This is a genomic window from Pseudobdellovibrionaceae bacterium (genome assembly GCA_023898385.1).
Taxonomy (GTDB): Bacteria; Bdellovibrionota; Bdellovibrionia; order Bdellovibrionales; family UBA1609.
This window is the reverse complement of the sequence record CP060220.1, coordinates 1503328-1517580: the sequence shown is the minus strand read 5'-3', so window position 1 is coordinate 1517580 and position 14253 is coordinate 1503328. Positions and strand designations below refer to the sequence as shown.

The following is a 14253-nucleotide window of genomic DNA, read 5'->3' as shown; positions in this document are numbered from 1 at the left end:
TTGTAGTAGGGATGTATTTATCCCGACCCCATGCATAAGTAAACCCAGTTACCGCGCCGTTACGGAAATTTTGTAACTATCCACTTTCTGCAAGAGTTCGCGGAGTAAATCAATTTTCTCTTGCCGGGGATCGGGCCGTTGAGGCGGGGGAGGGGCGTCTTCGTCGTCCTCTTCAGACTGTGCATTTTGGATAAGTTTCAGCCGTTTTATGATCTCTGGGCTGGGGCCGAGTTGCTCCTCGGCGTCATTGAGTGTTTTAAGGGCGCGCGTGTAGTCGCCGCGAACGATGAAGGCATCCGCCAGGGAAACATATCTCTCAAGGTGTCGTGACTCTGTGACTTCTGGGCCTTCATCTTCGATTCCCAGTTCGGATTGGGATTGTGGGATGACATCATCAAGACGCTTCATGGCAAACACATCATCAGAAAACTCATCGGCAGTGAGGCTTTCTAGTTTTTTAACCGCCAATTGGGCCTGCTCGTGCTGGGGATTAAGGAACAGCAGCATTTTGTACGCTTCCAAGGCTCGTTTTGGCTCTTTCAGTTGGCGAAAAGTTTCAGCGCGAAGGCTATGGGCCAACACATTTTCGGGGGAAAGCTCAATGGCTTTTTCTAAATGCTCCACAGCATCAGCCGGCCGTTGGGAAGCCAAATAAAGGCGAGCTAGCGCAACGCGTCCTCCGGCAAAGTGAGGGTGTTTTTTGACCCCCGCCTCACAGACCTCAAGACCTTCGTCGATTAACCCCATCTGCCGGTAGGCTTCGGCTAGGGGGGCAAATACCTGCGAGTTAGGGTCTTTTTCAAGCATTTCTTGATAGCGTTCTATAAACTCAGGGCTGATTTTCACCATAATTTCATACTTGCATTTCCAAAACAGGTTTTCAATGATGAACGGTGACGATGAAGAGGATATTAAGCATAGACCCTGGCACCCGTTTTACTGGATTTGCTGTCATAGATATAAACGGGGATAGACTCGTGCATGTGATGCATGGAGAAATTGCCATATCATCCAAGCTAGAATTACCTCAGAAGTTACTTTATCTTTCAGATAAATTGGCAGACATCTTAGCGAAAAACACTCCTGATGAAGTTGCGGTGGAACGCGTCTTTTTGGGCAAGAATGCCGACAGCGCCTTCAAGCTGGGGCATGCTCGAGGAGTTTGTCTTCAGGAAGCAGCGCGCGTCGGAGCCGGTGTTTTTGAGTATACACCCCGAGAAGTTAAAAAGGCCGTGACCGGATCAGGGGCCGCCAGTAAAGAACATGTGCGCTTAATTGCCCTTCGCCTTTTGGGCATAGCCAGCGATGGGCGTTTGGACGCCTCCGATGCTTTGGCCATTGGCATTTGTCATGCGCGTAAGCGATCTCAAATGTCTTTGCAAGTGGTGAGGCTTCAACCTAACAGGGAACGGATATGATAGCTTATTTACAGGGATCAATCATTGAGTCGAGTATTGACACGCTCGTTTTGAACGTGAATGGGGTGGGGTATGAGGTGCATTGTTCGGCAACCACCTTAAGTGATGTGGCCGGAGAAGAATTGGTGAAACTCTGGATTCACACTCATGTGCGAGAAGATCAGTTTCAGCTCTTTGGATTTAGTCACCAAACAGAAAAAAAATTATTTTTGTCTCTCAACAGTATTTCGGGAATAGGGCCGAAGATGGCTCTAAAGATTTTATCGGGCACCACAATTGAAAATCTGGTGCAAATGATTGAGGAAGGTGACGTAAAGGCCCTTACCGCGCTGCCAAAGATTGGAAAGAAAACAGCCGAGCAGATTATATTGAGTTTAAAAGGTCAATTGGTGCTTGATGAAGGGTCGGCGTCGGCTGTGAAGTTTGCCGCACGAGCTGACATCGTATCGGCGTTGGTGAACCTTGGGTTTCGGAGTAATGAAGTGGAAGCTGTGGTGGCTGTTATGCCTCGAAATATGGATGTGCAACAGGGCATTCGCGAGGGCCTAGCGAAACTCACTGCTCCACTATAAGAAATCAGAGGAATAGATGTCGCGAATTATAGAAGGTGAAAAAACTGAATTGGATCAGGTGCTCGACAAAAGTTTGCGACCGCAAGCTTTTTCTGAGTTTCCGGGGCAAGATAAAGTTAAAGCCAAGTTAAAAGTATTTGTGGAAGCGGCGAAAAAACGAAATGAGCCTCTCGATCATGTTTTGTTGTCAGGTCCACCAGGTTTAGGCAAGACCACTTTGGCTCACATTATCGCCTTTGATATGGGAGCTGAGTTTCGCGCCACCTCCGGTCCGGCGTTGCACCGAAAGGGTGATTTGGCCGCCATTTTAACAAGCTTGCCGTCGGGTTCGGTATTTTTTATCGATGAAATCCATCGTCTTAACAAAGATGTGGAAGAATATCTCTACAGCGCCATGGAAGATTACTGCATTGATATTATTACGGGTGAAGGGCTTGGTGCGAGAACCATGCGTTTTCAACTGGCTCCATTTACACTTGTGGGCGCAACCACTCGATCGGGTTTGTTGAAGGCTCCGTTTCGAGATCGATTTGGGATTGTGGAGCGTTTGACTTTTTATGATAAAGCATCGTTAGTGGCCATTTTAAAACGATCCGCCTCTTTGCTAGGCATTTTGTTGACGGAAGACGGGGCTCTTGAGATTGCTCGGCGCTCTCGTGGTACGCCACGAATCGCCAACCGCTTGCTCAAGCGGGTGCGAGATTATGCCGAAGTTCATGGTGATGGAAACATCACAACAGAACAAGCACAGTATGCATTGGATCAGCTAGAAGTGGATCGTCTGGGGTTAGATCCCATGGATCGTCGAATTTTAACTTTAATTAAAGAAAAATTCTCTGGTGGCCCGGTGGGCATCGATACTTTATCGGCGGCATTGAGCGAAGAGGCCGACACGCTTGAAGAGGTTTACGAGCCATTTTTAATTCAAGAAGGGCTATTGCAGAAAACGCCTCGCGGTCGGGTCATCACAGAGTTGTCGCTCAATCACTTGGACCCGGTAGAAGTTTAGGTCGAGTGAAGCGGGCATTCAATCAACCCGTTTTTTTGCCGTTGCCGTCTAAGTGAATGACTAATTCGGACTCTTCATTAGCAAATTTTCGCAAACACATGTTGATGAGTGTCTGATAAGGGATGCCGGTGCGTTTGGCGGCTTGATTAAAATAATTTAAGATGTCTTCATCGATCCGAAGAGTTTTTTGCACTTTTTTTGGCCGATGAAACTTGCCTCGCACACCGTTTGAAAAATCATATTCCTTTTTCATAAACTTGTCGTTCCTTTTTGGTCGTCCTTCGGGCCGAAATAATTCGGACAAATTTGCCCGAGTGGTCGTCAAAATATGTATGCACAACAACCAACGTTTTTCTATACGCCGCCAATCCAATAGTCGCCCAGCGTTCGTTACCCCGAGATTTGGCATTTAAAATCGAAAGGTGGTGGGAGTCATTAAACACAGTGGCTGCGACTTCGAATGAAATCCCATGTTTTTGAAGATTGGTTGAGGCCTTATTGGGATCCCAGCTGACAATCATCAACTACATTGTAGGTTACTTTGATGAATTTGCCTAGGGCTATTTTCGTCCGTTTGATTCGTATGGATCCTGCATTAACTGATGAATTCATGCGACAAAGGTGAACTGAGCGACAATTTGAGGCTGTACAGATTCACAGTGGTGGAGAAAAAACTTCCGTCAGCAACAACCTAGGGCTGAGTGCAGTCGTAGGAGGTTTTCGAGTAATAGGCTCGTCCATCGGTCGACTCACACTCTTTGTAAAAAAAGCGGGCATCTTCCGCCGCTGGCCGACGGGGCATTTGCCGTTCAATGTACATGGATTCTAAAACATAGTGCTCAGCCCCGAGATTTTCAGCATTGGAGTCGGCTAGATCGTCGGTTGAGGCACATCCCCAAAGGAATAGCCATGACAGAAGCGAAATGGGCAAGAAGGTCTTAGATAACTTCATAGCAAATGCCGTATCGGAAAAGTGGAAAAAAAGTTGAAGCCAGCGTGTCTGCCCTTAGTATGGCGATGAAACAACTTGCCGAAAAATAAGAGTGACTAGTTATTATAAGGCGCTACTGTTGAGACTTTGGTATGGCGAAAAACAAGCCATGCATAATATTTAGCGGGAAGGGTGTAGCCGGAAAGGCCGCTTAAGTTCGTGTAGCGAAGGGTCGTGAAGTCCATTCACACCATCGAAGGTCAAGGTCGGCGGGGTGTAATGTTGAGAGGTCTTCAGGCCCCATGGTAGACCTTGCCACGGAATCGAATGTCGGGTCTCTTTTTGGCGTTGGCGTTGGCGTTGGCGTTGGCGTTGGCGTTGGCGTTGGCGTTGGCGTTGGCGTTGACGTTGACGTTGACGTTGAGGTTGACGTTGACGTTGAGGTTGACGGCAGAATTTTCGGGCGAGTGTGTTTTTCATTTGCTAAACGGCTCGCAGAAAAATCCAAACACACCTCTGTTCCGACAAAAGGGTTTTTATTGGAGTACACCTCGAATAGAAAACCGAGTCTAGCCCAGCCAAATTCGCACGAGCTATATCCAATTGGCCTTTGAGTTACATGGCAAATCATGCGTTGGAATCACGAGGGGGGAGTCAATCACTACATTTCTTACGAAGAACAGACAACAGGATTACTTTTGGATTGCATTTCTTAATATTACCACAGCCGTCCACTTCACATGTGATGTTTTGTATGTCCTTATTTAGCAGATAAAAATTTGTATCACCGATACGCCAACTATGCACTCCACAGATGTTACAACAAGGGTTTGACTCGAGGCAGGCCTTAGCCGTACAGAATATTGACGGTTCAATTTTTAAGTCACCTAAATCTTTAAGTCTTTGATCACATATAGAGCTCAAATAAATGCTCACATTTCTTTTTTTAAAAGCTTCTTCAAAGGCTTTTACTCTAGTTCTTGTTAACTCTTTTGAAAAAATGTCCCCAACAAGCTCAAGCTGATTTGGATAAATCGCCACCCAAAGACACAAGCCAACCAATAGCAGCAGTGGCAATCTTAAAGTAAATTTTTTCATAACTCAGCAAAAGTAGCACAATTTTAGAAGTTGGTCATTTTGTAAATTTCAGACAGCTCTTGCGCCGGGTTACCATCCGACACTAGGCTTGAAATTGCATCTCGGTCTTTTCGATTTGCAGGCCGAAAATAAAGCCTTTCAGGGGCAGTTTCACTCTTCAATGAGGCATTATATGGTTCGTCCTTTTTCATTCGACCTAAATTTAGCATTCATCAATGAGCCTGTCCAAAAAAAATCGCGAATAGTCACTTGGTGGTTATTCCAGTTCTGACACCTTTGGCACAAGAGGGGGTGCTTTCGAAATTATCCAAATCTGATACTTCGAACAGCCGATCATTCCCTAGCAAGATCTCTGAGTGGTGATTTTACTGCTTTGCAAACAAGCAGAGAAATTTGTTAGCAAGTTAGCGCCGCCTGACTCAGGATTTGTGACTCACAGAATCTTGGGCCAACCGCCCTTAGACCGGATGGGATGTCGATCTTTTCAGAAATATCACTTGCGGCGCCGCAAGAGAAGTCATCCAGCGAAATTGCCACCTTGGTTTCTCAAAAAAAGAAAAATGCACTTTGATTAAGACCAGGGCAGGGTGCTGTATTAAAATAGGCGATTGTGAGTGAGCTGCGTAAACTGAGTCGGGGTAAAAACATTCTTGAAATAAATATTGACGTGTTTTTCGCCCTCCATATTGCCGCAGTGGTGAGTTTATTTCGATCTTTGCAGCTTCGAAGCGTCGTTTTGGCCCATTGGCCGCATGTTGGGGAGCCTCAGGCTTTTTAGGTCACATTTACATCTCTATTCGCGCTCGCAAAAATTAGTCGCTAAAAATGCCGTGCTATAAGTGTTCATTAATAACTGAGCCAGGGAGAATTCATGTCATCGAAGCATTTGTCAGAAAACAGATTGCCGTTGAACGCTGTTTGTCCGAAACGGTTAAAGGACTTGTCAGATAGTGATCTACACTTAACCACTAAAGATCTTGTTCGACAGGAACGAGAGCTTGTCACAAAAGTTTTGCATCACTTAGCTGAAATCGAAAGGCGCAGACTTTTTAGCGCCTACAGGTGTTCGTCTTTGTTTGACTACGCCACACGACTTCTCGGTTATTCAGAGAGCCAAGCCCACAGACGCATCAGTGCGATGAGAATAATTCGCGAAGTGCCAGAGGTGGAGAAAAAGCTGGAAAATGGCACTTTAACTTTGACCAATGTGGCCGAGGCTAGAAAGTTTTTCCGGCATGAAGAAAAATTATTAAACACTCGGCTTTCAAAATCTGAAAAAGTCCAGGTTTTGGCAAGGCTAGAAAATAAATCCACCCGCGAAGGTGAACGAACCCTACTTGCGATGAGCTCTTGTCCTGTAAAAGCGAAAGAATCCACTCGCGTGGTCTCACCTGAGCTGACGGAACTAAAAATCATCGCTGACCACGCGCTAGTAGAAAAAATAGCAAAACTTCGAGGGCTCCTCGCGCACAAATTGCCACACCCCACTCATGCTGACCTCCTGCATGCGCTTTGCGATATAGCTATAAGAGGCCTAGAGCCCAAAATGCCAAGCCAAAAGGACCGCCAAAAAGGTTACAAAACTACGGCGCTACAAGGATCGACGCGTCAAGTGCATCCACGTTCACTTTGCAATAAAGCCGTTGAAGATGCTGAGGTTACAAGGTCAAACCAGAGTGATCACCGAAGTAACGAAACGACCACGGCGCAACAAGTACCTCTGTGGCAAGGGCGCCAGCATGCACTGTTCAAAATGGCTAACAAAAACCTCATGCTGCAAAAGCCAGGTCAGAAAATTTATCAAACTGCCGGCAAAACTACGGCGCAACAAGGAGGTTTGCGTCAGAAGTCTCTGCGGTCGGCAATTCCGCAATCGATAAAACGTCTGGTGTATCACCGAGATCAGGGGCGATGTGTTCATTTTGGTTCAGGGCATGCCCTACAGTATGATCATATCCAACCGGTCTGTATCGGAGGGAGCAATGACGTGTCTAACTTGCGCCTGACCTGCCGGTCGTGCAATCAGCGGTTTGCTATTGTAGCATTGGGGCAACAAACGATGCAGGCCCATTTCGGACTGACTTGAGTAAACATGACCAGAGTGATTCGAATTTTATGTGATCGTTTCGGCAAGGTGCCCGGTTCAATATTCGGTGTTTTTGTCGAAGACCTCGGGCGAAGCCCAAAACTCCCGGCCCCAACAAAAATGTCCACACTCTCTGTGTAATTAAGTCCACATCGAATTGCGCCGCATTATGGGTGCTCGTCGCTAAATCCTGAAAAGCCCAATAAAATCAACGCGGGTTCCTCTGGAGGGGGTCTCTTATCTTATGGCACTTAAATTGTATAAATACACAGCATGTACTTACAAAGAACCATTCGAAAACGGGCCATGGTCGAGGGCATTGGGTTGCATACGGGGCAACCGGCCTGCTTGACGTTTTGCCCGGCTCCAGAAAACACAGGAATCTATTTTGTTCGCAGTGATATGCCGGGCCGGCCCGCGGTGGCGGCTCGCGCCGACTATGTGACGGCCACTCAGCTCGCCACCACATTGAGTGGCGAGGCCTTTTCGGTTTCCACCGTAGAGCACTGCTTATCAGCATTGGCCGCATTTCGAGTGGACAATCTCTTTATAGAATTAGACGGCCCTGAGATACCCATCGGTGATGGCAGTGCTCAAGTATTTTTAGAGGCACTGATGAATGCCGGTGTTGTTGAACAGGAACAACCTCGAAGATACGCTTACATCACCCAGCCCATTTATTACGGCACCGACGAAAAGCACGCCTACGTGCAGCCTTATAACGGGCTTCGGGTCACTTGCACCATAGAATTCCCTCATAAAAAAATTGGGTTGCAAACGCTGGATCTCGATATCACCGAGCACACGTTTTCTCGGGAACTAGCCAATGCCCGAACTTTTGGGTTCTTAAGAGATGTGGAAGCCCTGCGGGCCAAGGGGTTGGCCAAAGGCGGAAGTCTAGACAACGCGGTGGTTCTAGATAGTGAAGAGATCTTAAATCCTGACGGGCTTCGTTATTCAAATGAGTTTGTGCGTCATAAAATGTTGGATGCTCTGGGTGATCTAGTGACCTTAGGCATGCCGTTAATGGGGCATTTGGTGTTGTACAAGGCCGGTCACGACATCATGAATCGGTTGGTGCGCCGAATTTTGGAGTCGCCTGACAGTTACCGACATATTGAATTGGGAGCGCAGTTGCCCGATCGGGATGTTGGTGCCCATACCCATTGGTCTTTGTGGTAGACTTACTGCCAGCAATTGTTTTATCTAAAAGAACTTTTTAGTAAAGCAAGGAGCTGGAAATGATCATTGGGGTTCCCAAAGAAATTAAAATTAGTGAGAACCGGGTGGGGTTAACTGATGCGGGTGTTCAGCAGCTGGTGGCTGAAGGGCACAAGTTATTAGTTCAAAAAGATGCAGGTGTGGGTAGTCAAATAACCAACGAGGCCTACGAAAAGGCGGGGGCCCAAATCGTCGATACCATTGCCGATGTTTATGAGCGCGCTGAAATGGTGGTAAAGGTAAAAGAGCCGTTACCCGATGAATATGATCTTCTGCGCGAGAATCAAGTTTTATATACTTACCTTCATCTGGCTGCAGAGCCAAAATTGACTAAAGTGTTGTGTGAGCGAAAGGTGAAAGCCGTCGCTTATGAAACCATTCAAACAGCGGATGGCAAGTTGCCCTTGTTGACTCCGATGAGTGAAGTGGCTGGTCGAATGGCCACTCAAATTGGGGCTCAGTATCTGCAAAAAGACAAAGGCGGAATGGGTGTTTTATTAGGTGGTGTCACTGGAGTGGAGCGAGCCAAAGTCACTATTATTGGTGGCGGAGTTGTGGGTATTAATGCTGCAAAAATGGCACTCGGTCTTGGAGCTGATGTGATCATCCTCGATGTGAACCACGCACGTCTTGAATATTTGGATGATGTTTTTCAAGGACGTGTTCATACGTTGTATTCAAACATTCAAAACCGCGAAAAAGCAGTGGCCCAATCCCAGCTGGTGGTTGGTGGAGTTTTGGTAACAGGACAAAAAGCTCCCACCTTGGTCACTCATGAAATGATTCGAAAAATGGCTCCTGGCAGTGTGGTAGTAGACGTAGCCGTTGACCAGGGTGGATGCATTGAAACAACAAGGCCCACTTCACACACAGAACCCACTTACGAAGTGGACGGAGTGATTCACTATTGTGTGCCGAATATGCCGGGAGTGGTTCCGCGAACATCGACGTATGCACTGACCAATGCCACATTCATGTACTGTTCAATGCTGGCGCGCATGGGCGTTGAAGAGGCCATTTCTCAAGATCCAGCCTTGTTAAAGGGTTTGAACGTGTACGGTGGGTATGTGGCCTATGAACCTGTGGCGCGTGACCTTGATATGGAATATCGCCCGTACAAGCCTTAATCCGATTTTAATTTAGAATTTTCCATTAAAAAAATATTTCCCCATAGCTCTGTTTGGAGCATGGGGATTTTTAGTTTTTGTAGGCGAGCTTTTACTTGGTTATGAGGGTGTCCATACTTTTCTTTTCGAGCAGACACGATCACCTGTTTTAGTTTTGGCAAGCGGCGAAGCAGGGGGTCTGATGTGCTGGTGTGGCTTCCGTGGTGACCGGCAATAAGCCATCGAACTTTTGATATTGAATCCAATTGTTGGCTCCAAATCCGCTCTTGCGCTTTCAGGCTATCGCCCGGCACGAGCATTTTTTGCCCCGCCGTAAACACAGTGCTGTTGGCGTTGGTCGATTGGCGCGGGTTTGCGGAAGGCGGTGGCGGAGAGTACAGGCGAGTCACTTTGTGAACGAGTTGGTGGCATACCGGAATCATGTTGATCAGTGTTTTTTTGAGAGGACTCAGCATATGTAGGGGAGCTGAATGAAGACAAAGGCTTGGTAAAACCGAAAGGGCTTCTTTAATTTTATTGATATGGTCCCAGTCGCCATGGGTTAAAAAAAGTTGGTTTTGTCGGGATCCGCAGATTTTTTTAAGCGCTTGTTTTGGCCACATCTCGCCACCCATATCAAAATGCAAACAATGATTTTCTTTGGCCCAAGTAACCCACTGACCCTGACCCACATTCCAAACTATCCAGGCTTGCACAGGCAGGCCAGGGGCGATGGCCCATCGACTGGCGGTAAACAAAAACAAAGCGGATATAATAAGAGACCGGCGACAAAGTGGAATCATAGACGTGTCCTTCGCCGACATTTTTTTATGGCCACAAGTTGCAGTCCCAGTAAATAAATCCAAAGGAAAGAAAGTGAGGGACTGGCTAACTTTTGGGGTGCCCCCAAATGGGGTTCAAGTCGGGATAAAACTTGAAAGCACAGGGTCCAAAGTCCATCGGCCAAAACCGTTAAGGGCTTTGCCATACTGGCCAACAAGCTGAGCGGAAACAGCACATGCCCCAAAATGGGGGCAATCAGCAGATTAACAAAAACAGAAGCCGGGTGCGGAATGCCCAGAGAAAGCAGCGGCGGTATCAAAAATATATAAACACTTAATGCAGCAAAAAGCGGTTTTTTGGGGGCAATGATTAAAGCCAACGTGGCCGTCCAGCTGAGTGGCAACGAAAGGGAGCTCCACCATTCGGGAAATAGGGTTAGGCATGTCACGCCGGCCAAGGCGGTCCGCTCTGCTGAAGTGAGAAACCATTTTCTCTTTTGATTCAAATTAGAAATAAAAAACCCCATCAGTGCTCTGGTGATGGGTGGGTTTAGTTGGCATGATGCAGCGTAAAGGCAAAGGGCCACAATTAAAGCAGGTCGAGCCAGCGTGAAATTCTTGAGTGGACGAAGCAGAATCTGAATCCAAGACTGCATCAACACGAGGTGTAACCCCGACACCACAAGCAAGTGGATAAGGCCGGCAGCCAAAAGCGATTGACGCAGAGCTTCTTCCGTCAGTGGCGCACCGCAAATGATAGAAGCGTAGGCGAACCTCCAATGAGAAGCTGCTGGCATTGAATTTAGACATATCTTGTGAAGCGGCTCCGACAGATCTGCTAAAAAACTATGCAGTCCAAATCCCAAACCCAACAAAGAAATACCGAGAAAACCCATCAAACCAGCCATGCTCATGAGTTATGCAAGGTGTACCAATTTTTTACGAAGCCCTAAAAGAGGGTAAGAACATTTAAGGTGTCCGGGGGTTCGAATTACAGATCATGACCGTCGGACACTAAATAATTCGGCGAAATTTAGAAAAATTTATAAAAATCAAATAGTTAGGTCGTGCTGACATTTTCAGCAACGAGCTAAAAACCTTGTCAGTAGATAAGTCTAAGGTCTTGGTATGGCTGTATTCCACAAACCCTGTGGATAACTGTTGAAAACTCATTATTTACCCGTGGCGGCGGAACTTACTTTTCAACAGCCATAAGTTTGGATAACCTTTTACATGAGGCGACGAACATTGTGGGGGGATACGAATGGTGAAGTCGACAAATCTTACACGCAGCATGTTAATGTGGGTTGTGTGCTCGACAATCGCCGGATGTGTCACAGATGCCCCACCCAAGGGCTATGCCGAAAAAGTGGCCCGATTGTCGACGGTCATTAAAAAACAACGACAAGAGTTAGATCAATTAAAAGATGAAAATCGCGTGTTAAGAAAACAAGCAGGCGTTTTTGGTATCGCAGTTCCAACACCGGCATCTTCACCGCAAAAAAGATTGAGCGAAAAGGATCTCTATAAAGAAGTGATCGAAGCTTACAGGGGTCAACAAGAAGACGCCTTAAAGAATCTGCATCAGTCTCTCGTCGGCCAATACCCGAACAGCAGTTTTGCCGATAATTCCGCCTATTTGGTGGGAGATCTAAACTTTGCACGTGGCGACTATGGCGAGTCGTTAAAGTATTTTGACGAAGTGGTGAAGAAATATCCCAAAGGCAACAAGAGAAGTGCAGCGTTGATTGGTAAAGCGCGAGCTTATGAAAAGCTCAACCTTCCACAGAGGGCTGCAGACGTTTATGCAGAAGTATTGAAGTTGTATCCAAAAAGTCCTGAGGCTGAAGTTGCAAAAAAGCAGATGAGCCTTTTGCGTTAATTGGAATTTGACCCCTTTACGGGAATGGAACAAGGATGTTCAACGTTATGCTGAGAAGTCGACTGGCTCATGTACTTTTAATTTTTCCACTTCTTTTTAATCTGGGCATCCCCGTCTTTGTAATATTGGGTGGCGCACCCTCTTGGGCTCAAGAAGAAGACATTGATGAAGTTTTCTCTGAAAGTGGTGACGAGGCTGATATTTCTGACATCAGTGATTCTGGTGAAGATTCTGGATGGGATGAGGAAGAAGACTTTGCTGAATTCAGTGAAGAATCTGGCGGAGAGGCAGAGGCTGTGGGAGAAGGGGCTGATGAGGCCTCCGAGCCAGAGAATGTGGTTGAGTCTGAAGAAACTGGTGAAATGGCAGAGCCTGCCGCTGAAGAGGAAGGGGGCGATGACTTTGCCGCTGAATTTGAAGAGGTAGAGCCTCTTGAAGAAGATACTGAGTTGCAAAATGCCGATGAGCTTTTAGGTGAAGAAAGCCCTGCTGGCGGAGAAGAACAACTAGCTGAACCCACAGAGCCGCCAATGTTTGACGAGCCAGCGGCTGAGCCACTGGAGCCTGCGGAGCCCGCTTACAGTCAAGCGCCACCAGTAAATGATGAGCCCAATTTCGCCTACGAAGCAAAGTTACATCAAATCTTCGTGGACTTCTACGCGTCAGAAACCCCGCAGGAGCAGTGGTCGGCCGTGGCGGCAGAACGACAAAGTGAAATATATGAAATTCAAAATGGAGACACGCTTTGGGATATTAGCGCCACACTGTTTGGAGATGGTAACTATTGGCCAAAGGTTTGGTCGTTAAACGGTAAAATCACAAATCCCCATTTAATTAAACCAGGTCATCGCATTCAATTTTTACTGGGTGATCTCAATGATGCGCCGGCCTTTACAGTAACAGAGGCCACTGAAGAAGAGGTCACCACAGAAGTGACTGAAGAAGAACAGGCTGCGGAAGAAGGGGGCGAACAAGAGGTGGCCTTCGCACCCGGAGTAGGTGGGGAGGAAGAAGAACTAGAAATCCCGTCGCCGTCTTTTACACCAAGGCCTGTGGTAATGGAGCTGCCACCGAGTTTGCCATCGTGGCAAGACACGGTCACAGGGGCAGGCAAGTATGATGATGCTGGCATCGATTACGGGCGTCGCAAAATTTTAGATGTAAAAAATGAAATTCCACTAACGGCCTATGTTTCAGAAAAGATTCCTGAAGAGATTGGCGTTATCCATGAAGTGGAAGTGGGCAACCGTGTGGCCACCGCCTATCAATATGTGTTTGTTCGAATGCGAAAAGGCCAAGCGAAAGTGGGCGACAAATTGCTGGTTATCCAAAATCAAGGACAGTTGATTTCTGACAACCCAGATGCTGGCGGTGATTTGGGATATGCTGTAGAAATTCAAGGTGAAATTGTTTTAACAGAGAGAACGCAAAGTGAAGAAGAAATTAGACTGGGTGAAACCTTCCGCGCGTTGGTGACACGAATAGTAAACCCAGTGACAGTGGGTAGTAGTGTTCTGATGGGTGAAATTCGCACGGTTGAAATCACTGAAAAAGGCCCAACCAAAGATGTGCAGGCCTTTATTGTAGGCGGACAGTTTTCTAATCGTCGAAAAATTATTGGCAGTGAGTCATTGGTCTATCTTAATAAAGGACAAAATGATGGGCTTACCAGAGGCGACATATTGCCTATTCGTGCCAATAGAAAGCTACGAAACAGTACATCACAGGTGCTAGAAAATTTGCGACCCTTGGGCTGGCTGCGGGTGGTGGATGTGAATGCCACATCAAGTACGGCTATTATTGTGAGAGCCTGGTCAGATATTCTCACTGGCGACGTGACGGGGTTTGGGCCCATCGGAAAAATTGAAATTCCCGATTCAAAGGCTCTTTCTCCAGAAACATTAGAACTTCTGGAGCGAGCCAGAGCTCAACGTGGACAGCAGGGAGAGGATTCTGTTTCTGAGCCGGCTGAGGAGACTTTCGATGGTGATTCAGGAAGCTTTGGCTCTGACGAAGAAGACGTCGAAGTCTTCGAAGGCGATGGCACGTCAGAAGGTGGTGATGAAATCTCTGAGCCCTTTGAAGAGGAGGGATTCGAAGAAGAGTAAATCCGGACCTGCCGGACGCCGCTGATGAGTTAATAGACTT

At 47.0% G+C, this 14253-nt stretch carries 17 protein-coding genes; 10 read left to right on the top strand and 7 right to left on the bottom strand.

Going from position 1 to position 14253, the window contains the following annotated elements; translation table 11 throughout:
• Positions 1-48: 48 nt before the first annotated feature.
• A complete protein-coding gene (locus H6626_06725; protein ID USN48779.1) occupies positions 49-849 on the bottom strand; it encodes a tetratricopeptide repeat protein in 801 nt (266 codons plus the stop codon).
• A gap of 50 nt (positions 850-899) precedes the next feature.
• Here H6626_06725 and ruvC point away from each other — a divergent pair, with 50 nt between their 5' ends.
• Genes ruvC through ruvB form a run of 3 tightly spaced genes read left to right on the top strand, consistent with a single transcriptional unit; the run spans position 900 to position 2999 of the window.
• The gene (ruvC, locus tag H6626_06720; GenBank protein ID USN48778.1) at positions 900-1418 is read left to right on the top strand and encodes a crossover junction endodeoxyribonuclease RuvC; all 519 of its coding nucleotides are present in this window, start codon (positions 900-902) and stop codon (positions 1416-1418) included.
• Entirely contained in the window at positions 1415-1990 is a 576-nt protein-coding gene (ruvA, locus tag H6626_06715; protein ID USN48777.1) for a Holliday junction branch migration protein RuvA, read from the top strand. Before ruvC ends, ruvA begins: the two co-directional genes overlap by 4 nt.
• 16 nt (positions 1991-2006) lie before the next feature.
• Entirely contained in the window at positions 2007-2999 is a 993-nt protein-coding gene (ruvB, locus tag H6626_06710; protein USN48776.1) for a Holliday junction branch migration DNA helicase RuvB, read from the top strand.
• 22 nt (positions 3000-3021) lie between these two features.
• On the opposite strand, the gene H6626_06705 is transcribed toward ruvB, so the two are convergent.
• The 3 genes from H6626_06705 to H6626_06695 form a co-directional block, all read right to left on the bottom strand.
• Entirely contained in the window at positions 3022-3252 is a 231-nt protein-coding gene (locus H6626_06705; protein ID USN48775.1) for a BrnA antitoxin family protein, read from the bottom strand.
• Entirely contained in the window at positions 3236-3520 is a 285-nt protein-coding gene (locus H6626_06700; GenBank protein ID USN48774.1) for a BrnT family toxin, read from the bottom strand. Before H6626_06700 ends, H6626_06705 begins: the two co-directional genes overlap by 17 nt.
• Before the next feature lie 170 nt (positions 3521-3690).
• Positions 3691-3951, bottom strand: coding sequence for a hypothetical protein (locus tag H6626_06695; GenBank protein USN48773.1), 261 nt, complete (start codon positions 3949-3951; stop codon positions 3691-3693).
• 306 nt (positions 3952-4257) lie between these two features.
• On the opposite strand from H6626_06695, the gene H6626_06690 reads away from it, so the two are divergent.
• Entirely contained in the window at positions 4258-4503 is a 246-nt protein-coding gene (locus H6626_06690) for a hypothetical protein (GenBank protein ID USN48772.1), read from the top strand.
• 81 nt (positions 4504-4584) lie between these two features.
• On the opposite strand, the gene H6626_06685 is transcribed toward H6626_06690, so the two are convergent.
• Positions 4585-5028 (bottom strand): hypothetical protein, encoded by a 444-nt coding sequence (locus H6626_06685; GenBank protein USN48771.1) that lies wholly within the window; start codon positions 5026-5028, stop codon positions 4585-4587.
• Between the two features lie 610 nt (positions 5029-5638).
• Here H6626_06685 and H6626_06680 point away from each other — a divergent pair.
• The 4 genes from H6626_06680 to ald all read left to right on the top strand — a co-directional run bounded on the left by H6626_06680 (position 5639) and on the right by ald (position 9462).
• A complete protein-coding gene (locus H6626_06680) occupies positions 5639-5806 on the top strand; it encodes a hypothetical protein (GenBank protein USN48770.1) in 168 nt (55 codons plus the stop codon).
• A 93-nt stretch (positions 5807-5899) separates the two neighbouring features.
• Positions 5900-7114, top strand: a complete 1215-nt coding sequence (locus H6626_06675; protein USN48769.1) for an HNH endonuclease — start codon at positions 5900-5902, stop codon at positions 7112-7114.
• Positions 7115-7387: 273 nt separating this feature from the next.
• Positions 7388-8296: a UDP-3-O-acyl-N-acetylglucosamine deacetylase gene (locus H6626_06670; GenBank protein USN48768.1), complete on the top strand. Its 909-nt coding sequence runs from the start codon at positions 7388-7390 to the stop codon at positions 8294-8296.
• Between the two features lie 59 nt (positions 8297-8355).
• Entirely contained in the window at positions 8356-9462 is a 1107-nt protein-coding gene (gene ald, locus H6626_06665) for an alanine dehydrogenase (protein ID USN48767.1), read from the top strand.
• Here the strand turns inward: ald and H6626_06660 are convergent.
• Together H6626_06660 and H6626_06655 are read right to left on the bottom strand one after the other, a co-directional pair.
• Positions 9459-10244, bottom strand: a complete 786-nt coding sequence (locus H6626_06660; protein ID USN48766.1) for a hydrolase — start codon at positions 10242-10244, stop codon at positions 9459-9461. The genes ald and H6626_06660 overlap by 4 nt on opposite strands.
• The gene (locus H6626_06655; protein ID USN48765.1) at positions 10241-11119 is read right to left on the bottom strand and encodes a ComEC/Rec2 family competence protein; all 879 of its coding nucleotides are present in this window, start codon (positions 11117-11119) and stop codon (positions 10241-10243) included. The genes H6626_06660 and H6626_06655 overlap by 4 nt, the downstream gene beginning before the upstream one ends.
• Before the next feature lie 368 nt (positions 11120-11487).
• Between H6626_06655 and H6626_06650 the strand changes: the two genes are divergently transcribed.
• Entirely contained in the window at positions 11488-12105 is a 618-nt protein-coding gene (locus tag H6626_06650; protein USN48764.1) for a tetratricopeptide repeat protein, read from the top strand.
• Positions 12106-12152: 47 nt separating this feature from the next.
• Entirely contained in the window at positions 12153-14213 is a 2061-nt protein-coding gene (locus H6626_06645) for a LysM peptidoglycan-binding domain-containing protein (protein ID USN48763.1), read from the top strand.
• Positions 14214-14253: the final 40 nt, after the last annotated feature.